At 74.8% G+C, this 17,380-nt stretch carries 21 protein-coding genes and 1 pseudogene; 13 read left to right on the forward strand and 9 right to left on the reverse strand.

What is annotated here, in order from left to right; genetic code table 11:
- The first annotated feature begins 180 nt into the window (after positions 1–180).
- Positions 181–756, forward strand: a complete 576-nt coding sequence (locus ACMXGY_RS11005) for a DUF2238 domain-containing protein (RefSeq protein ID WP_483773036.1) — start codon at positions 181–183, stop codon at positions 754–756.
- Positions 753–1,490 carry a glycosyltransferase family 2 protein gene (locus ACMXGY_RS11010; RefSeq protein ID WP_483773037.1) on the forward strand — a complete coding sequence of 246 codons (738 nt, stop codon included), beginning with the start codon at positions 753–755 and terminating at the stop codon, positions 1,488–1,490. The genes ACMXGY_RS11005 and ACMXGY_RS11010 overlap by 4 nt, the downstream gene beginning before the upstream one ends.
- Before the next feature lie 24 nt (positions 1,491–1,514).
- Here ACMXGY_RS11010 and ACMXGY_RS11015 read toward each other — a convergent pair whose 3' ends face one another.
- On the reverse strand, positions 1,515–1,928 hold the full coding sequence (locus ACMXGY_RS11015) for a VOC family protein (protein WP_483773038.1): 414 nt from the start codon (positions 1,926–1,928) through the stop codon (positions 1,515–1,517).
- Positions 1,929–2,062: 134 nt separating this feature from the next.
- Between ACMXGY_RS11015 and ACMXGY_RS11020 the strand changes: the two genes are divergently transcribed.
- Entirely contained in the window at positions 2,063–3,166 is a 1,104-nt protein-coding gene (locus ACMXGY_RS11020) for a helix-turn-helix transcriptional regulator (protein ID WP_483773039.1), read from the forward strand.
- On the opposite strand, the gene ACMXGY_RS11025 is transcribed toward ACMXGY_RS11020, so the two are convergent.
- The 3 genes from ACMXGY_RS11025 to ACMXGY_RS11035 form a co-directional block, all read right to left on the reverse strand.
- Positions 3,141–3,950, reverse strand: coding sequence for an SDR family NAD(P)-dependent oxidoreductase (locus tag ACMXGY_RS11025; RefSeq protein ID WP_483773040.1), 810 nt, complete (start codon positions 3,948–3,950; stop codon positions 3,141–3,143). The two genes, ACMXGY_RS11020 and ACMXGY_RS11025, sit on opposite strands and share 26 nt — an antisense overlap.
- 73 nt (positions 3,951–4,023) lie before the next feature.
- Positions 4,024–5,229 (reverse strand): MFS transporter, encoded by a 1,206-nt coding sequence (locus ACMXGY_RS11030; RefSeq protein WP_483773041.1) that lies wholly within the window; start codon positions 5,227–5,229, stop codon positions 4,024–4,026.
- Positions 5,230–5,341: 112 nt separating this feature from the next.
- On the reverse strand, positions 5,342–5,926 hold the full coding sequence (locus ACMXGY_RS11035; protein WP_483773042.1) for a cytochrome b: 585 nt from the start codon (positions 5,924–5,926) through the stop codon (positions 5,342–5,344).
- 162 nt (positions 5,927–6,088) lie between these two features.
- On the opposite strand from ACMXGY_RS11035, the gene ACMXGY_RS11040 reads away from it, so the two are divergent.
- Positions 6,089–7,282, forward strand: a complete 1,194-nt coding sequence (locus ACMXGY_RS11040; protein WP_483773043.1) for an NAD(P)/FAD-dependent oxidoreductase — start codon at positions 6,089–6,091, stop codon at positions 7,280–7,282.
- On the opposite strand, the gene ACMXGY_RS11045 is transcribed toward ACMXGY_RS11040, so the two are convergent.
- Positions 7,246–7,854 (reverse strand): DUF4334 domain-containing protein, encoded by a 609-nt coding sequence (locus ACMXGY_RS11045; RefSeq protein WP_483773044.1) that lies wholly within the window; start codon positions 7,852–7,854, stop codon positions 7,246–7,248. The two genes, ACMXGY_RS11040 and ACMXGY_RS11045, sit on opposite strands and share 37 nt — an antisense overlap.
- Before the next feature lie 157 nt (positions 7,855–8,011).
- Here ACMXGY_RS11045 and ACMXGY_RS11050 point away from each other — a divergent pair, with 157 nt between their 5' ends.
- Positions 8,012–8,836: an alpha/beta fold hydrolase gene (locus ACMXGY_RS11050; protein WP_483773045.1), complete on the forward strand. Its 825-nt coding sequence runs from the start codon at positions 8,012–8,014 to the stop codon at positions 8,834–8,836.
- Between the two features lie 9 nt (positions 8,837–8,845).
- Here the strand turns inward: ACMXGY_RS11050 and ACMXGY_RS11055 are convergent, their stop codons facing one another.
- Entirely contained in the window at positions 8,846–10,084 is a 1,239-nt protein-coding gene (locus ACMXGY_RS11055) for an AI-2E family transporter (protein ID WP_483773046.1), read from the reverse strand.
- 98 nt (positions 10,085–10,182) lie between these two features.
- On the opposite strand from ACMXGY_RS11055, the gene ACMXGY_RS11060 reads away from it, so the two are divergent.
- The 5 genes from ACMXGY_RS11060 (at position 10,183) to ACMXGY_RS11080 (ending at position 12,986) form a co-directional block, all read left to right on the forward strand.
- Entirely contained in the window at positions 10,183–10,560 is a 378-nt protein-coding gene (locus ACMXGY_RS11060) for a VOC family protein (protein WP_483773047.1), read from the forward strand.
- 62 nt (positions 10,561–10,622) lie between these two features.
- Positions 10,623–11,432: an alpha/beta fold hydrolase gene (locus tag ACMXGY_RS11065; protein WP_483773048.1), complete on the forward strand. Its 810-nt coding sequence runs from the start codon at positions 10,623–10,625 to the stop codon at positions 11,430–11,432.
- Complete coding sequence (locus tag ACMXGY_RS11070) at positions 11,425–11,907, forward strand: GbsR/MarR family transcriptional regulator (protein WP_483773049.1); 483 nt, start codon at positions 11,425–11,427, stop codon at positions 11,905–11,907. The genes ACMXGY_RS11065 and ACMXGY_RS11070 overlap by 8 nt, the downstream gene beginning before the upstream one ends.
- Positions 11,908–11,983: 76 nt before the next feature.
- Positions 11,984–12,274, forward strand: coding sequence for a helix-turn-helix domain-containing protein (locus tag ACMXGY_RS11075; protein WP_483773050.1), 291 nt, complete (start codon positions 11,984–11,986; stop codon positions 12,272–12,274).
- A 346-nt stretch (positions 12,275–12,620) separates the two neighbouring features.
- Complete coding sequence (locus ACMXGY_RS11080) at positions 12,621–12,986, forward strand: nuclear transport factor 2 family protein (RefSeq protein WP_483773051.1); 366 nt, start codon at positions 12,621–12,623, stop codon at positions 12,984–12,986.
- Here the strand turns inward: ACMXGY_RS11080 and ACMXGY_RS11085 are convergent.
- The gene (locus ACMXGY_RS11085) at positions 12,983–13,648 is read right to left on the reverse strand and encodes a hypothetical protein (RefSeq protein ID WP_483773052.1); all 666 of its coding nucleotides are present in this window, start codon (positions 13,646–13,648) and stop codon (positions 12,983–12,985) included. The genes ACMXGY_RS11080 and ACMXGY_RS11085 overlap by 4 nt on opposite strands.
- An 86-nt stretch (positions 13,649–13,734) precedes the next feature.
- On the opposite strand from ACMXGY_RS11085, the gene ACMXGY_RS11090 reads away from it, so the two are divergent.
- Positions 13,735–14,385, forward strand: coding sequence for a hypothetical protein (locus tag ACMXGY_RS11090; RefSeq protein ID WP_483773053.1), 651 nt, complete (start codon positions 13,735–13,737; stop codon positions 14,383–14,385).
- A 31-nt stretch (positions 14,386–14,416) separates the two neighbouring features.
- Here ACMXGY_RS11090 and ACMXGY_RS11095 read toward each other — a convergent pair whose 3' ends face one another.
- A complete protein-coding gene (locus ACMXGY_RS11095; protein ID WP_483773054.1) occupies positions 14,417–14,986 on the reverse strand; it encodes a dihydrofolate reductase family protein in 570 nt (189 codons plus the stop codon).
- 29 nt (positions 14,987–15,015) lie between these two features.
- On the reverse strand, positions 15,016–15,864 hold the full coding sequence (locus tag ACMXGY_RS11100; protein ID WP_483773055.1) for a helix-turn-helix transcriptional regulator: 849 nt from the start codon (positions 15,862–15,864) through the stop codon (positions 15,016–15,018).
- 100 nt (positions 15,865–15,964) lie between these two features.
- Here ACMXGY_RS11100 and ACMXGY_RS11105 point away from each other — a divergent pair, with 100 nt between their 5' ends.
- Together ACMXGY_RS11105 and ACMXGY_RS11110 are read left to right on the forward strand one after the other, a co-directional pair.
- Positions 15,965–16,729: an SDR family oxidoreductase gene (locus tag ACMXGY_RS11105; RefSeq protein WP_483773056.1), complete on the forward strand. Its 765-nt coding sequence runs from the start codon at positions 15,965–15,967 to the stop codon at positions 16,727–16,729.
- 225 nt (positions 16,730–16,954) lie between these two features.
- A pseudogene (locus tag ACMXGY_RS11110) lies at positions 16,955–17,332 on the forward strand (methylated-DNA--[protein]-cysteine S-methyltransferase); the annotation flags it as partial.
- Between the last annotated feature and the right edge of the window lie 48 nt (positions 17,333–17,380).

Here is a 17,380-nt window from a genome sequence, read left to right on the forward strand (position 1 = left end):
TCGGGTGAAGTGTCCGCGATCGCGTGCCCGCTCGACGGGCGGGACGCGCCGTCCGGCGGGTGCGAGACCCGGCGCCCGGTGTCACCCTGTGAGCCCGTCGTCGGTCACCGTCCCGAGGAGGCGTCCTATGCCCCGCCGCCCTGCCCCGGCCCCGCCCGCGTGTGCGGGCGGTCAGCTGTCGTGAGCCCGCGGTCCGTCGTCGCCGCGCTCGTGCCCGGTGACGTGGTGCGCGCCGCGGCGGCCGTGAGCGTCGTGGTCGCGGCCGTCCGGCTGGAGGTCGTCGCCGTCGCGCTGTTCCTGCTCGTCCTGGGCGGGGTCATGGTGCCGCGGGCGCTCGGGGTCGCGGCCCCGCTCGACGTGGCGTACTGCGGCGCTCTCCTGGTCGCCGCGTGGGCGGCCCAGCTCGAGTGGTACCGCGCGGTGCCCTGGCTGGACCTGCCCGTGCACGCCGCCTGCACGGGGCTGATCGCCGCCGTGGCCTTCGTGGCCCTCGCCCGGGTGCACGCGGTGCCGGAGCCGGGCCCGGCAGGCTCCGGTGGTTCTCCGCTCGGCGTCGTCGTCACGACGACGGGGCTCGGGGCGCTCGTCGCGGTCCTCTGGGAGGTGGGCGAGTGGGCGGGCCACACCTACCTCGACGACCGCATCGGCGTCGGGTACACCGACACGGTGGTCGACCTTGCCGCGGGCGTGGCCGGGTCGGCCGTCGCCGGACTCGCCCTGGCCCGCGCGGCCGCTCGTCCGGGAGGTCGTCCGTGACGGGCGCCGAGCCCCTGCGCGTCTCCGTGGTCGTCCCGGTGCGCGACGACGCCGAGGCGCTCGACCGCTGTCTCGCGCTGCTGGCGTGCCAGAGCGTCGCCCCGCTGGAGGTCGTGGTCGTCGACAACGCCTCGACCGACGCGTCGGCCCAGGTCGCGCGCCGGTGGGGCGCCGTCGTCGTGCACGAGGACCGTGTCGGCATCCCCGCAGCGGCCGCCGCGGGGTACGACGCGGCCCGGGGCGACGTCGTCGCGCGGCTCGACGCCGACTCTCGGCCGGGGCCCGACTGGGTGCGGACGGTCGTCGAGCGGATGGGGTCCGACCCGGCCCTGGACGCCATGACCGGGACCGGCGTGTTCCACGACCTTCCCCGCGGGACGCGGACCGTGGCCTCGGTCCTCTACCTGGGCGCGTACTACGTGCTCGGGCACCTCGCGCTCGGCCACACCCCGCTGTGGGGTTCGTGCATGGCGCTGCGCGGTTCCGTGTGGGCCGAGGTCCGGGGCGACGCCGTGCGCGACGACGCCGAGGTGCACGACGACCTCGACCTCGCGTTCCGGCTCGGTCCCCGTCGTCGCACCGTGCTCGTACGGTCGTGGCGCGTGGGCGTCTCCGCGCGCTCGCTGCGCGGTCGGCGGCAGCGCCGACGACGCATGGACCGGGCGTGGCGCACCCTGCACCTCAACTGGGCGGTCTCGCCACCGTGGGAACGGTGGCGAGACCGGTGGGTCTGACGCGTACGGGCGTGCGAGCGGCCGTCAGGCCGCGGTGACGTCCAGGACCCACGTGACGCCGAACCGGTCGGTCAGCATCCCGTAGACCGGCGCCCACGCGGACGACGCGAGCGGTGCGACGACGGTCGCGCCGTCGACGAGCGCGTCCCAGTACCCGCGGACCTCCTCGACGTCGTCGCCGCGCACGGACACGAAGAACGGGTCGTCGCCTCGGCTCCACGGCCGCGCGGCCGGGACGTCGTAGGCCATGACGCGGAACCCGTTCGGGGCGCTGACCTGGCCCCAGACGACGAGGTCGGCCTCGGCGGGGTCGGGCGCCTGGCCCAGGTCGCCGTACGTCGTCACGACGAGCTCGCCGCCGAACACGGAGCGGTAGAGCTCGAGCGCGGCGCGGGCGTCGCCGCGGAAGTTGAGGTGCGGGGTGGTCTGGACGGTCATGTCGTGCTCCTTCTGGCTGCGCTCTCTCACGCGCGGGCGGTGGACCGTGCCGCGGGGAGGCCCCGCGCGGCACACCACGACTCTCGTCCACCATCAGGACGGATAGCGCCCGCTTTGCGCGGCACCATGGACCCATGACCGAGACGTCGCAGCGCACGCTCCTCCTGCTCTCGCTGCTCCAGGCGCGCCAGGACTGGACCGGCCCCGAGCTCTCGCGCCGCCTCGGCGTGGACCCGCGGACGGTGCGGCGCGACGTCGAGCGCCTGCGCGAGCTCGGCTACCGTGTGGCCGCCACCCGCGGCCGGGACGGCGGGTACCGCCTGGACGCGGGCGCCGAGCTCCCTCCCCTGCTGTTCGACGACGAGCAGGTCGTCGCGCTCACCGTGGCGCTGCAGACCGCCGTGAGCGGCGCCGGACAGGAGATCGAGGAGGCCGCGGCCCGCGCGCTGACCACCGTGCGCCAGGTGCTGCCGGCACGGCTGCGGCACCGGGTCGACGCCGTCGACGTCACCCCGGTCCCGCGCGACCCGGAGCGCCGGGCCCCGCAGCTCGACCTCGACGTCCTGCTCGACGTGAGCGCCGCGGTCCGGCGGCGCGAGGTGCTCCTGTTCGACTATGCCGCGGTCGCGACGTCCTCCGCGTCCGGCCCTGCCGAACCGGCCGTAGCCGGCCAGGGCACGTCCCTCGCGCCTCCACGGCGGGTCGAGCCGCACCACGTCGTCGCGAGCGACCGCCGGTGGTACCTCGTCGCGTGGGACCTCGACCGCGCGGACTGGCGCACGTTCCGCCTCGACCGGATGTCCCCGCGCGTCCCCACCGGTCCCCGCTTCGCGCCGCGAGACCTCCCCGGGGGCGACGTGCGGGCGTTCGTCGCAGCGCGCTTCGCCGGGTCCGCCCACCCAGGATCCGGCGACCCTGCGGCCGGCAGCACCGGACCCGACGCCTTGCCGTCCGACGGGTCCGCGGCGTGGCCGTGCCGCGGGTGGGTGGAGCTCGCGGCTCCGGCCGCCGCCGTCGCGCCGTTCGTCGAGGACGGCGTGGTCGAGGACCTGGGCGAGGGTCGATGCCGGCTCGAGCTCGGCTCGTGGTCGTGGGTGGCGCTCGCGGCACGCGTCGCGGCGTTCGACGCGGACGTGGTCACCGCCGGTCCGCGCGAGCTCGTCGAGGCGTGCGACGTCGTCGCCGGCCGGCTCGCCGCCGTCGCAGGGCCGCTCAGTCCACGAGCGCGCCGGCCGTGAGGTTGACGACCGTCCCGGTCATGGCACGAGCCCGGTCCGAGGCGAGGAAGGCGGCCGTCTCGGCGACCTCGTCGAGCGTGGGCAGCCGCTTGAGGAGCGTCATCTCGGCCATGGCTCCCGCGTCGAGGAGCTCCTGCACGGTCTGACCGGCCGCGGCGGCGGCGGGCTCGAAGAGCTCGCGGGTGTAGGAGCCCGCGGCGGGCGCGTCGACGACGGCGTGCGGACGGAGGTCGACGACGCGGACGTCACGCGGGGCCAGCTCCGCGGCCAGCAGGCGCGCGAACGCCTCCTTGCCCGCCGCGCTCACGCCGTGCCCCAGGATCCCCGGGACGGCCAGCCTCGCTCCGGGCTCGGACAGGACGAGCACGACGCCGGGACGCTCGCCTCCCATGTGCCGCGCCACGGCCCTGCTCGTGAGGAACAGCGACCGCAGGAACCCGTCGACCGGCCGCAGGAACTCCTCCAGCGACAGGTCCGCCAGCACGGTGCCCTGGTCGTGCGGGACGCTCACGGCGTCGAGCGCGACGTCGATCCCCCCGGCGGCCGCTGCGACCGCGGCGGCGTGGGCGTCGACGGCCCGCTCGTCGAAGACGTCGACCTGCGCGGTCTCGACGGCGCCGCCCGCGGCGACGATGTCGCGCGCTACGACGTCGAGCCGCGCCTGCGTCCGCCCGGCGAGGAAGACCTGCGCTCCCTCGCGGGCGAACACCCGGGCGACGGCCCCGCCGATCGCGCCCCCGCCGCCGTAGATCACGGCGCTCTTGTCCTTCAGCAGCTGGTCCATCGCTCTCCTCCTCGGTCCTGGTTCGTCGATGGTGGGTGCGTCGGTGGGTGTGTCGGTGGGTGTCCGTGCCCCCTCACGCGCGCGCCGGGGCGTCCTCGTCGACGACCGTCGGGGCGACGGGTGCGGGCCTGAGCACGCTCGTGGCCGCCGCGACGGCGACGGCGACCGCGGCCACCGCTGCGCCCGCGAGCGCGACGACCGAGACGCCTGCGCCGGCGACGACGAGCCCGCCCGCGAACGACCCGCCCGCGATCCCGGCGTTGACCGCGGACGCGGGCAACGATGCGGCGAGCGGCGCGCCGGGGCCGGCGAGGGCCACCACGCGGTGCTGCAGGGAGGGCGCCATGCCCATGCCGAACAGGCCGGTCCCGACCACGGCGAGCGCCACGGCGACCGGGCTTCCCCCGAGCAGGAACATCGCCGCGAGCGAGACCGCGACCCCGATGCTCCCGACGACGAGCGTGCGCGACGCGTTGCTGTCGGCGAAGCGCCCTCCTGCCGCCGACCCGACGGCGGTCGCCGCGCCGTAGGCGAGCAGGTACGCGCTCACCACCGGCCCGGTGACGCCGGTGACCTCGTCGAGGAAGGGCACCAGGTACGTCACGGCCGACAGCATGGCCACGAAGACCAACGCGCACAGGGCCAGCAGGGCGAGGACGCGTGGTGCGAACGCCGCACGCGCCTGGCGGAGCGCGCGGGACTCCCCCGCGCTCGGCACCGACGGCAGGACGACGACGGCGACGGCCAGCACCGCGGCGGCGACCACCACGACGGCGGTGAACGACCCGCGCCAGCCCACCGCCTGGCCGAGCAGCGTCCCCAGCGGCAGGCCGACGGCGCTCGCCGTCGCGAAGCCGGAGATCACCAGCGCCATCGCGCGCCCGGCCCGCTCCGGAGCGACGATCGACGTCGCCGTCGTCATCGCCGCGGCGATGAACAGGCCCTGCACCGCGCCGATGCCGACGCGCGCGACGAGGAAGAGCGAGTAGCCGGCGCCGAGCGCGGGCAGCACGTTGGCGAGCACGAACGCGACGAGCGAGCCGAGCAGCACGAGGCGGCGGTCGAGCCGCGTCGTCGCGAACGTCAGCAGCGGGCCGCCGACCGCCAGGCCAAGCGCGTTGGCGGTCACCAGGGCGCCCGCGTCGGGGACCGTGACGGTCAGGTCGACGGCGATCAGGTCGAGCAGGCCGACGACGAGCATCTCGGCGCATCCCATCGTGAACGCGCCGGCGAAGAGCGTGGCGAGCACGACGTTCGGGGGAACGGTGCGCGTGGTCATCGCGACTCCTTCCGGTGATGTGCAACTCCATAGTTGCACCACAGACCCGAAAGGAGCAACCCCTTGGTTGCAGATATGTCCAGGCGCGAGCGGGGACCGCCTGGCGGGACCGCTAGAGCATCCGCCGGAGGAGCCGGTCCCGGTCGACGAGCTGGTGCTTGAGCACGAGCCCGACGTGCAGCGCGAGGGCGCCGAAGAAGACGACGTGGCTCGTCACGTGCAGCCACAGCAGGTCGTCGTCGACAAGCAGGAGGGTGAGGCCGGTCGCGGGCATGACGAGCAGCGACGCGTACAGCGCGACCTCCGTGTCGTGGGCGAGCCTGCGCTCACCGGCGGACAGGCCCGGGGCCCAGGGCGGCAGCGGGGTGAGCCTGCGCCAGGCCAGGCGCGCGAGGGTGAGCAGGAGGATCGTCAGGCCGAGCGCGACGTGCACGCCCAGCAGCGTGTCCGGCTCGCCGTCGAGCAGGGCGACGATGCCGCCGTCGTCCGCGTCGTCCTCGTCGTCGCCACCGCGACCGCGCCCTCGTCCCGGGCCCTCGCCCCGACCACGCCCTCGGCCACGCCCCTGGCCACCGCCACCGCCGTCGTCGTCGAGGAGGTAGCCGACGACGAGCTGGGCGACGAGCGCGACGACCGTGGCCCAGTGCAGCACCTTCGTCACCAGCCCGTAGCCGCTCTCGTCGTTGCGCAGCCTCACGTTCGCATGATGACGGGTCGCTCCGAGGCCGTCCAGCACCGCGACGGGTGCGCCGTCCGGGCGTCATGCCGACCGTTCGACCGGTGGTGCCGCACGGAGGGCGTGGCCCGGTGAGGCGCCGTAGCGTGGAGCGACCCTGGTCCCCGGCAGAACGGTTCGCTCATGAGGCCACCCGTGCACCACGACGTGCTCGTCCTCGGCGGCGGCAACGCCGGTCTCTCCCTCGCGGGGCGCCTGCGTCGTGACGGCTGCCGCGACGTCGCCGTCGTCGAGCCCAAGCCGGTGCACGAGTACCGCCCGCTGCTCTCGTACGTGGCCTCGGGCATGGCGACGCTCGACGACCTCACGCGGCCGCAGGACGACGTCGTGCCCGACGGCGTCCACCGCTACCCGGAGCACGTCGTCGCGGTCGAGCCCGAGCGGTCGCTCGTGCACCTGGGCGACGGGCGTGCGCTCGGCTACGCAGACCTCGCGGTGTGCCCGGGGTCGCAGGTCGACTGGGACGCGGTGCCGGGCGCCGAGCAGTCCGTGCGCACGCCGTACGCGTCCACGAGCTACCTGCCCGAGCTCGCTCCGAAGACCTGGGAGCTGCTGTCGTCGGTCACCTCGGGCACGGTCGTGTTCGCCGTCTCCGCACGGCACGTGCCGTGCTTCCCCGTGGGGCTCAAGCCGTTGTTCGTGGCCGCCGACCACTGGCGACGCACCGGCGTCCTCGACGCGGTCCGCATCGAGCTCGCCGTCGAGTCGCCGCGCCTCGTGGACGACCCGCGCGCCGAGCCCGCGCTGCGGGCCGCCGCCGAGCGCTACGGCGTGCACGTGCGCACGAGCACCACGCTCGTCTCGGTCGACGCCACCCACCGCACGCTGAGACTGCGCGGCCCGCACGGTATCGACGAGGTCGCCTACGACGCCCTGTACCTCGCGCCGCCGCACCGAGCGCCCGCGTGGATCGCCGAGAGCGGCCTCGCGACGCCGGAGAGCGACGGGTTCGTCGCCGTCGACCCGCGGACGCTGCAGCACGTCGCCCACCCACGCGTCTGGGGCCTGGGCGATGCTGCCGCCGTCGACGCCATGCCGTCGGGCGGCGCGCTGCGCCGCCAGGTGCCCGTCGTGGCCCGCAACATCCGGGCCCGCCGCACCGGTGCGGCGATGCGGCACTACGACGGCTACTCCGTCGCGCCCGTCACGACGTCGCGCCGGCGCCTGCTGCTCGCGGAGTTCGACCGGGACCGCCGGCCCGACCCGGGGTTCCGCTTCGTCGACCTCGCCCGGCCGCGGCGGAGCCTGCTGCTGTTCGACCGGTACCTGCAGCCGCCGATCTACTGGCGCCGGCTGCTCCAGGGCAAGGTGTCCTGACCGTCGTCCCGGACGGTTCGTCGCAGCACGAAGAAGAAGGGGCGGCCCATCCCCCGGGCCTCCATGAGCCCGACCAGGGTGTCGTCGTCGACGGCCCGGAAGACGTCGTCGACGGGCAGCGCGTCGTAGGTCATGGTGGCCGTCGTGACGCCGCGGTGGACGACGGCGCGCAGCCGCGCCCGCGGGCGTCGGGTCCGCGCGAGCGGCAGCAGGGCCCGGACGGCCCAGGCGACTCGCGGGCTGCGCAGGAGGCGCGCGCACCGCAGGACGAGCGGGAGGGGGACGAACGCCGGGTTGACGTCGATCGTGCCGCCGCGGCCGTCGACGAACAGCAGCGGGTGCGCGTCGTGGCCGGGGCCGAACCGCTTGCCGGACCAGCCCAGCGCCTCCAGCACGCCGTCGAGCGGGTGGCCGGTGGGCAGTCCCGACCCGTGCCACGCTCCGGCGACCGCGTCGACCGGCACCGCCGCGAGCGCGTCGAAGAACGCGAGCGCCGCGGCCGTCGTCGTGCCGCGCTGCAGCTCGTCGAGGGTGGGGCGGGGCTGTCGGGCGGTGTCCTGCGGTGCGGCCATGCGTCCTCCCTGCGTCGCGGCGTGCTCTCCCGATCCTCGCCCGGAGCCGCCGAGCCCGCCTGCAGGCGGGCGCCATCGGCTGTCGGTCCTGTCGGCAGCGCCGCCGATTGCCGGTGCCACGCCCCCGCCGCACCCTGGGACGATGACCGCGCCCCGCATGACAAGCCTGCGACGGAACCAGCTCACCTTCGACCTGCACGACGACGGCCCGGCCGGCGGTGAGACCGTCGTCCTGCTGCACGGCTTCCCCGAGGACTCGTCGAGCTGGTCGCGGGTCACGCCGCTCCTGCACGAGGCCGGGCTGCGCACCGTCGCGCTCGACCAGCGGGGCTACTCCCCCACCGCGCGCCCGCTGGGGCGCGCGGCGTACCGGCTCGACTTCCTCGTCGGGGACGTGCTGGCGCTGCTGCGCGAGACCGGCCCGGCGCACGTCGTCGGGCACGACTGGGGCGGGAACGTGGCCTGGGCGCTCGCCGCGTGGGCGCCGGAGCACGTGCGCAGCCTCACGGTGCTCTCGACCCCGCACCCGCGCGCCCTGGCGCGCTCGCTCGTGCGGTCGGACCAGGCGCTGCGGTCGCTGTACGTCGGGGCCTTCCAGGTGCCCAAGCTCCCGGAGAGGCTGCTGGCCCGATCGATGCCGGCGCTGCTCGAGCGGTCCGGGGTACCGCCCGAGGACGCCGAGCGCTACACGGCCCGCATGCGCGAGCCGAACGCCCTGCGCGCCGCGCTCAACTGGTACCGCGCCCTGCCCCTCTCCCGGCGGGCCGTGGGCGCCGTGACCGTCCCGACGACGTACGTGTGGGGCGCGGGCGACCCCGCCCTGGGCAGGTGGGCGGCCGAGGACACCGAGCGCCACGTGGAGGCGCCCTACCGCTTCGTCGAGCTCGACGCCGGGCACTGGCTCCCGGAGAACACGCCGGGCGACGTCGCGGCGGCGGTCGTCGACCGTGCGGCGTCGACGGCGGCCGCCAAGACCGCCTGAGCCCGGCGCCTACCGGTTCGGGACCGCACTCTCCGGGGGCTCCACGGCCTCGTGCCGCTTCTGCCGCGCGAACCGTGCAGGCAGGTCCGGGCCGTCCCACACCTGGATCGCCCGCCAGATCGACGCCGCGATCGGGACGGCCAGGACGGCGCCGGTGAGGCCCGCGAGCACGGTCCCGGCGGTCAGGGCGACGAGGATCACGAGCGGGTGCAGGCGCAGCGTGCGGCCCATGACGACCGGCTGCAGCAGGTCGCCCTCGAGCTGGTTCACCGCGATGACGATCGCCACCACGATGAGCGCCTCGACCGGCCCGACGGCGACGAGGGCGACCAGTGCGCACAGGACGCCGGCGAGCGTCGCCCCGACCAGCGGGATGAAGGCCAGCAGGAACACGAGCACCGACAGCGGGAGCGCGAGCGGGACCCCGACGATCACGAGGCCGATGCCGATGGCGATCGCGTCGACCGCCGCGACGATCGCCGTGCCGCGCACGTAGCCACCGAGCGTGCGGACCGTCGTCTCGCCGATCCGCTGACCGCGCTCGTACCGCTTGCCCTCGAACGGACGCAGCAGGAACTCCCAGATCGCCGGGCCGTCCTTGAGGAAGAAGAACAGCACGACGATCATGACGAAGAACCCGGCGACGAAGTCGACGGTCTGCGAGACGCCGGCCAGCGCCCCGGAGCCGACCGCGTCGGACTGGAGGAGCCCGACGACCGAGTCGCGGAACGACTGGAGCTGCTCGTCGGTGATCTGGAACGGCAGGTTCTGCACGTACGCCTGGAGCTCGTCGAACCCCTCGATCGCCTGGTCGCGCAGCTCGGGCCACTGGTTGACGACCGCCGCGGCGACCAGCCAGACGACCCCCGCCAGCAGGGCGACGAGCGTGAGCAGCGCGATCAGCGTCGCCAGGAAGGACGGCACCCCCTTGCGCCGCAGGAGGCTCACGAGCGGCGAGATCGCCGCCGCGAGCACGAGCGCGATGAGCACGGGGATCACGATGAGCGTCAGCCGCGTCACCGCGAAGACGGCGACCGCGACGAGGGCGACGATCGCGAGGACCTGCACCGAGCGCGTACCGGCGCGACCGACGCCGTCGGACCAGAGCGCGGAGACGTCCTTGTGCGGCGTCGCGTCGTCGGGCACCGGCCCGGCCGGGGTCGTGGCGACCGCCTGCGTGCCTTCGGGCTCCGACTCCTCGGCGCGCTGCGGCGCGCGTCCCCTCGACCGGCTCCTGCCCAGACCCATCGCCACTCCCTCTCGCCGCACGTGTGACGGCCAGGGTGACACGATCGCGACTCACCCGCCGCGTGCCGTCGCACCGGACACTTCGTAGAGTGCGTCTCATGGCATCCCGCATCAGCGAGCTGGTCCTCGACTGCGCCGACCCGGAGCTGCTCGCGCGGTTCTGGAGCGACGTGCTCGGCTACGTCGAGCTCGGACGGGAGGACGGCGCCATCGAGATCGGCCCGCCCGACGCCGGGTTCGGCGGCCTGCAGCCCACGCTGATCCTGAGCCCGAGCAGCGACCCGCGGCGGGGGAAGCTCCCCCTGCACATCGACGTCAACCCGACCGACCGCGACCAGGACGCCGAGCTCGAACGGCTCCTCGCCCTCGGCGCCCGTCCGGCCGACGTGGGGCAGACCGGCGAGGAGCCCTGGCACGTCCTCGCCGACCCCGAGGGGAACGAGTTCTGCCTCCTGCGCAGGCGCCTCGACCCCTGACCCACGCGAACGACGACCGTGTGCGGCTGTCAGCCGGCCGCGCCTCCGGCTATGTTCAGTAGATGCCGAATCTAGATGGAGACCTGCGGATCGACGGGTGCACGCTGCACTTCGAGGACGGCGGGGGAAGCGGTGCCCCCGTCGTCCTGCTCCACGGCGCCGGGACCGACCGCACGACCTTCGCTGCGCAGGCCGCCACGCTCGCATCCGCCGGGTACCGGCCGGTGCTCCTCGACCTGCGCGGCCACGGGGCCTCGCGGCCGAGCGGTGCGCCGCTCACCGCGGACCGGCTCGTCGCGGACGTCGAGGCTCTCGTCGACCACCTCGGCCTCGTGCTGCCCGTGGTCGTGGGTCACTCGCTCGGCGGCAACCTCGCCCAGCGCCTGGTGCGCCGCTCACCGGAGCGGTACTCGGCGCTCGCCGTCCTGGACGCCACGTGGAGCACGGGGCCGCTCACGCGCGGCGAGCGCCTCGCGCTGCGCTCGGCGGCGCCGCTCCTGCGACTCGTGCCGGCCCGCTCGCTCCCCCGCCTCATGGCGGACGCGTCGGCCGTCACCCCCGCCGCCCGCGCGGCGCTGCGCGCGCTCTTCGCGGTCCAGTCCCACGCCGAGTTCCTCGCGGCGTGGCGGGCGACGACGCAGCTCGTCGCGCCTGATCCGGGCTACCGCACGCCCGTCCCGCTCCTGCTGCTGCGCGGGGCGGCGGACCGCACCGGGAACATCGCGACGGCGATGCCCCGATGGGCCGCCGCGGAGGGCGTCCAAGAGGTCGTGGTACCCGACGCCGGCCATGTCGTCATGCTCGACGCGCCGGACGCGGTCGACACCGCGCTGCTCGCGTTCCTCGCGACGGTGGTGGGACGCCGTGGATGACCGGCGCGAGCGCTTCGCGGACGGGCTCGCGGACCTCCTCGCCTCGTGGAACCTGCCGCGCGCGACCGGCCGGGTCTACGCGGCCCTCCTCCTCAGCGACGCCCCCGTCACGCTCGACGCGCTGCAGGACGAGACGGGCCTCAGCAAGGGCCAGACGAGCACGTCCGTCCGCGAGCTCGCGAGCTGGGGGCTGGCCCGGACCACGACGCGCCAGGGCGGACGGCGGCTCTACGTCGAGGCCGAGGCCGGGCTCGACACCCTGCTGGACGCGTCGCACCGCCGAGCACGCCTCTTCATCGCGGCACTGCGGGGCGGCGAGGAGCTCGTCCCGGCCGACTCCACGGCACGGGACCGGCTCCAGGACGTCGTGGCGCTCTTCGACGGTTACGTCTCGGCGGGCGAGCAGATCCTCTCGCGTCGCCGGGACGTCGGCTCCCCGCGCGGCACGCCCCCGCCCAGCCATCCCGAGGCGTAGACTCTGGCTGCGCCGTCAAGGTCGGCGCGTCGACGCCCGCGCCGAGCTCGACCTCGCGTACGACCTGCTCGGTGCCATGGGTGCCGATGCCTTCGCGGAACGCGCTCGACGTGAGCTGGCGGCGACCGGCGCGAACCCGCGCCGGCGCTCGGTCGAGACCGTGGCCGAGCTGACCGAGCAGGAAGAACAGATCGCACGCCTTGCCGCCGACGGGAGCACCAACCCACAGATCGCCGAACGGCTGTTCATCAGCCCTCGTACCGTCGAATGGCATCTACGGAAGGTCTACTCGAAACTCGGCATCTCGAAGCGTTCGGAGATCAACGGTGCGCTAGGGCTGCGAGGTCGCAGCCCTGCCGGACCGTGAGATGCACGCGGCCCGGCCCGAGATCGGCGCCGCACTCGCCTCACGCTCCCCAGGGCTGCCGTTCAGGCGGTCCGCCAAGGAGGGAGTTCGGCGTCGACCCCTGTGGTGCCGCAAGCCAGCTCCGTGCGGGACCGATTCGACCCGCGGGCTCGCCGGTCACCGTCCACTGTCACCCATCGAGCGGGCACCAGACAGGACGTCTCGCACGAGCAGACTGCAAGCCGTCAGCATCGTGCAGGTCAACGAGATGACGGATCGGTCGAACGAGGCTTCATCTCGACAGGTCGGTTCACGTCGCCCCCCGCCGGCGCCCGACCGGGCAGGGTCCGGCGCCTAGACTCGTGCGATGAGCCTTCTTGCTGCAGAGCACGCGCTCCAAGCCGCCCAGCGCGCCGGTGACGTCGACGCTCTGGAGGCACTGCTGCATCCTCGGTGCGTCGGCGCCGGGCCCGACGGGTCCGTCTTCTCCAAGGAGGACGACCTGCAGAGCTACCGCTCGGGCTTCCTGCGGATCACCGGCCTGGAGGAGGAGTCGCTCGACGTCCAGGAGGACGGAGCGAGCGGCGTGACCAGGCTGGTCGCCGCCGTGGAGGCGGTCCAGGGCGGTACCGCAGTGTCCGCGCGGCTGACCTACACCCGCCTCTGGGTGCAGGGTGAAGAAGGTTGGCAGGTTCTGGCTGCCACGCTGGCACCAGCTGCTGAGCCTGCCTAGTCGTCCCCGTCGAAGAGCCCGCCGTCGAGCAGCCAGTGGTAGCGCAGGCGCAGGGCGCGCTCGGTGCTGGCCACCAGGGTCGCGACGACGAGCGCGACGTTGAGCGTCGTCGAGAGGTGGAACGGCGACGTGAAGGTGCCGACGTTCTCCGCGACGGGCGGGATCTGCGAGACCTGCTCCACGATCTGCGGGACCCCGAGGACCAGGGCGACGACGAGCACCGCCCAGGACACGAACCCGATCGCCCGGCTCGCGCCCGGGTGCTCGCGGTCGAGGCGTGCGCGCCTGCCCTCCGCGGACGCCGGGTCGGGCACGAGCTGGCGTTCGGGTCCGCCGTCGTCCGGCACGTAGTGGCACCGCTTGAGCCCGTAGCCGCTCTTGGCCACCTCGATCGTGCCGCCCGTGACCGGGAACGCCGCCGGGAACTTGGACCTCGCGTGGTGCCGCCCGTCCCGGTAGAGGTCCGCCCACTCGTCGCCGTTCGAGTCGCCCCAGAGCCGGACGTCGACGGACCACGTCTCGGGGTAGCCGTCCGCGCCGGCCAGTCGGAGGTGGAACAGGGAGCGCGAGAGGGGCTGCCACCACCGGAAGCGCTGCAGGGAACGCCCGTCGCCGGGCTTGAGGCGCCGTGCAGCGCGCTTCCGCTTCCAGTTCGACGCCATCCTCGGCACGCTATCAAGCCGCGGCAAGATGTGCCGTTCGTCCCCTCGGCTTGCCGACGCCGCAGCCCGGGGAGAGGGTGAGGCGCATGGCGGGCGATCACCTGGCACGACCCGGACAGCAACCTCCCGAGAAGACGGCAAGAGGGACGGGCGCGGCGCTGCGCCGCGCATGGGGAGAGTTCGTCGGCCCGGAGGCCACTCCCGTGAACCACGTGGAGACGGCGGCGGCCACGGCGGTCGGAGGGGTGGCGGCGACGCTGGTGGCGCGGGCACGCGGCGGGAGCGCCGCGCGCGCGGGCGTGGCGTGCCTGCTGGCCGTCGACCTCGCCGGCGGCGCCTACGTCAACAACACGCGGGCGTGCGCCCGCTGGTACGAGCGCCCGGGGCAGGGGTTCGGCGCGCACGTCGCGTTCGCCGCGCTGCACGTGCATCCGGCGGCGGTCGCGTGGCTGGACGCGGGATCGGCAGGGCGCCGCGTCCACCCCGCCGGCTGGGCCGCGGCCCACTACGCCTACCTGATGGCCGCGACCGTGGTCGTCCGCCGCTACCCCGCCCGACGGCGAGCCCTGGGCGTGGCGCTCACCGTCGGGGGGCTCGCGCTCGACGGCGCGCTCGGCCCGTCGCGTCTCGCGCCGTGGTTCGCCTGGACGTACTACCCCAAGCTGTTGCTCGGGCACGCCTCGGCGGCCCTGTGGTCGGACGACGACCTGGCCGACGCGCCGCCGCGGTCCGGGTAGTCGTCGGCCTCGAGCGGGATTCGGGCCAGCGTCAGGCCGTCGCTCGCGCGGGCCGGTAGCGCGCGGCGACCGCCCCCGACCGGAACTCGTCGCGGCCTACCTGCTCGAGCGGGACGGGCTCGCGCAGACCGGAGAGCAACGTCGGCCCGTGCCCGGCGAGGACCGGCTGCACGACGAACTCGTACTCGTCGATCAGACCCAGGTCTGCCAAGGCCACCGGGAGCTTCACGCCGCCCACCCACAGGCCCGCGCCCGACTCCTGCTTGAGCTTCTGAACCGCTGAGCCCAGGTCGCCTCGTATCAGCTCGGCGTTCCAGTCGACCGAGCTCAGCGTGCTCGACGCGACGTACTTCTTCGCCCCGTCGATGGCCTCCGCGAAGGGGATCTGCCACGCCTCCATCCAGTCCGGCCACGTGCCCGTGGCGGGCTTGCGCCACGCCGCCTCCATCATCTCGTAGGTGACACGGCCGAAGATCAGGGCGTCGGCCCGCTCCATCTCGGCGGTCCAGTAGCGCATCGAGTCCTCGTCCGGGGGGAGCCCGGCCTCGTGGTGGCAGCAGCCGTCGAGCGTGACGTTGATCGAGTAGCGAAGCGGTCTCATGCCAGTGATCTCCTTTGATGGGCGTGCTGTCACCTGAGGCTTGCGAGGTCCTGCGTCCCGACGACGCCGAGGAGGCGGATCTTCTCCTCCGCCTCGCTTCCGGGCGCGGCCGTCAGCACGAGCAGCGCCTGGAGCTGGTCCTCGGTCGCCAGCGCCTGGCAGTCGACCTCGATCTCGCCCACGACCGGGTGGACGAGCGTCTTGTGGTCGACGAACCGCCGCGCGACCTCCTGCCGGTCCCACAGCACCGCGAACTCGGGGCTCGTGCGCTGCAGCACCCGCACGAGCTCCCCGGCGCGCGAGCCCCGACCGAGGACGGCGACGGCGGAGCGCAGGCTCGCGACGAGCGCTCGGCCCTGCCGGTCGCGGTCGTCCGCCGGGTAGATCGCGCGCGCCGTCTCCGGGTGGGCGAACCACCGGTAGATCTCGCTGCGGTCCCAGCCGGTGTACGCGGTGGCGTCGCCGTAGAGGGCGCGGGCGAGCTCGTTCTGCGCGAGCGTCTCGCCGAGCGGGTCGATGATCAGCGCCGGGGTGTCGGCGAGGCGGTCGAGGACGCGCTGGAGCGCCGGCGCGACGTGGCCGGGGTCCGTCGCCCGGTCGGGGACGCCGTGCCCCGCGACGCGGTAGAGGTAGTCGCGCTCGTCGTCGGACAGGCGCAGCGCCCGGGCGATCGACGCGAGGATCTGCGTGCTCGGCTGCGGCCCGCGCTGCTGCTCCAGGCGCGTGTAGTAGTCCGTGGACATGAGGGCGAGCTGCGCCACCTCCTCGCGCCGCAGGCCCGGTGCCCGACGGCGCAGCCCGGCCGGCAGCCCGACGTCGTCCGGCTGCAGCGCCTCCCGATGACGGCGGAGGAATTCGGCGAGCGCGGCACGGTCCATGCGCCCATCGTCCGGGGTCGTCGCGGCGCGTGCCAGGGATCGCCGGTCCCCCGTTCGACGGACTCTGCCACGGCGCTCGCCGGACGCTCAGGATCGAGGCATGGACATCACGAACAGCACCGTCTTCATCCCCGGCGCGACGAGCGGCATCGGGCTGGCGCTCGCGGTCGCGCTCCACGAGCAGGGCAGCACCGTCGTCGTCGGCGGGCGCCGCACCGAGCTGCTGGAGCAGATCGCCGCCGAGCACCCCGGCCTCGACACCGTGCGCATCGACACCACCGACCCCGAGAGCATCGCCACGGCCGCCAAGGAGGTGCTCGACCGCCACCCCGCCCTCGACACCCTCGTCACCATGGCCGGCATCATGCGCGCCGAGGACTGGCACCACCCCGAGGGGTTCCTCGACACCGCCGAGGAGACCGTCACGACCAACGTGCTCGGCCCGATCCGCCTGGTCGGCGCGTTCGTCGAGCACCTGCAGACCCGCCCGCACGCGACCATCGTCACCGTGTCGTCCGGCCTCGCGTTCGCGCCGCTGAAGGTCACCCCGACCTACGACGCGTCCAAGGCCGCGATCCACATGCTCAGCGAGGCGCTGCGGCTCCAGCTCGCCGACACGACCGTCGACGTCGTCGAGCTCGTCCCGCCGTCCGTCGCGACCGACCTCATGCCCGGGCAGCGCGAGAGCTCGTTCGCCATGCCGCTCGACGAGTTCGTCACCGAGGTCGTCGACCTGCTGCGCACCCGGCCCGACGCGCACGAGATCCTCGTCGAGCGCGTGAAGTTCCTCCGGTACGGCGAGGCGCGCGGCGACTACGACGAGGTCGTGCGCGTACTCAACGCCTCCGACCCGCACGGGCGCTGACGACGGAAGCTCGCCGCCCGCCGCACCCCGCGGACTTGACGATCCCCCCGCTGGAGCGTGGACGATCGGGGCATGACGAGCACCGAGGCCGGCAGCGCGCGTCCCGCGGCGGACGGGTTCGTGACGTTCGCGAGCCCGGTCGGGACGTGCGCCGTCGCGTGGCGCGGCGACGCCCTCGTCGCGACGCAGCTGCCCGAGGGCACGGCGGCCTCCACCCGCGCCCGGATGCGGGTGCGGGTGGGCGTCCCCGAGGTCGCCGCGGCGGACGCGCCGCCCGCGGTGACCGACGCCGCCCGACGGATCGTCGCGGTCCTCGACGGCGCGGACGACGACCTGCGCTCGGTCGCGGTCGACCTCGACGCCGCGTCGGAGCTGGAGCGCACGGTGTACCGCGCCGCGCGCGACATCCCGCCCGGCAGCACCACCACCTACGGCGACATCGCCCGGCTCGCGGGCGGCCTGGGCCTGGCGCGCGCGGTCGGCCGGGCGCTGGGGAACAACCCGCTGCCGCTCGTCGTGCCGTGCCACCGGGTCGTCGGCGCCGGCGGGACGCTCGGCGGCTTCTCCGCCGCGACCGGTCCGGTGCTCAAGCTCCGCCTCCTCGCCCTCGAGGGGCACGGCGCCGACCTGGCGGCGACGCCGCGGTCGCGC

The organism is Cellulosimicrobium sp. G4 BAM 1002, from assembly GCF_057126935.1.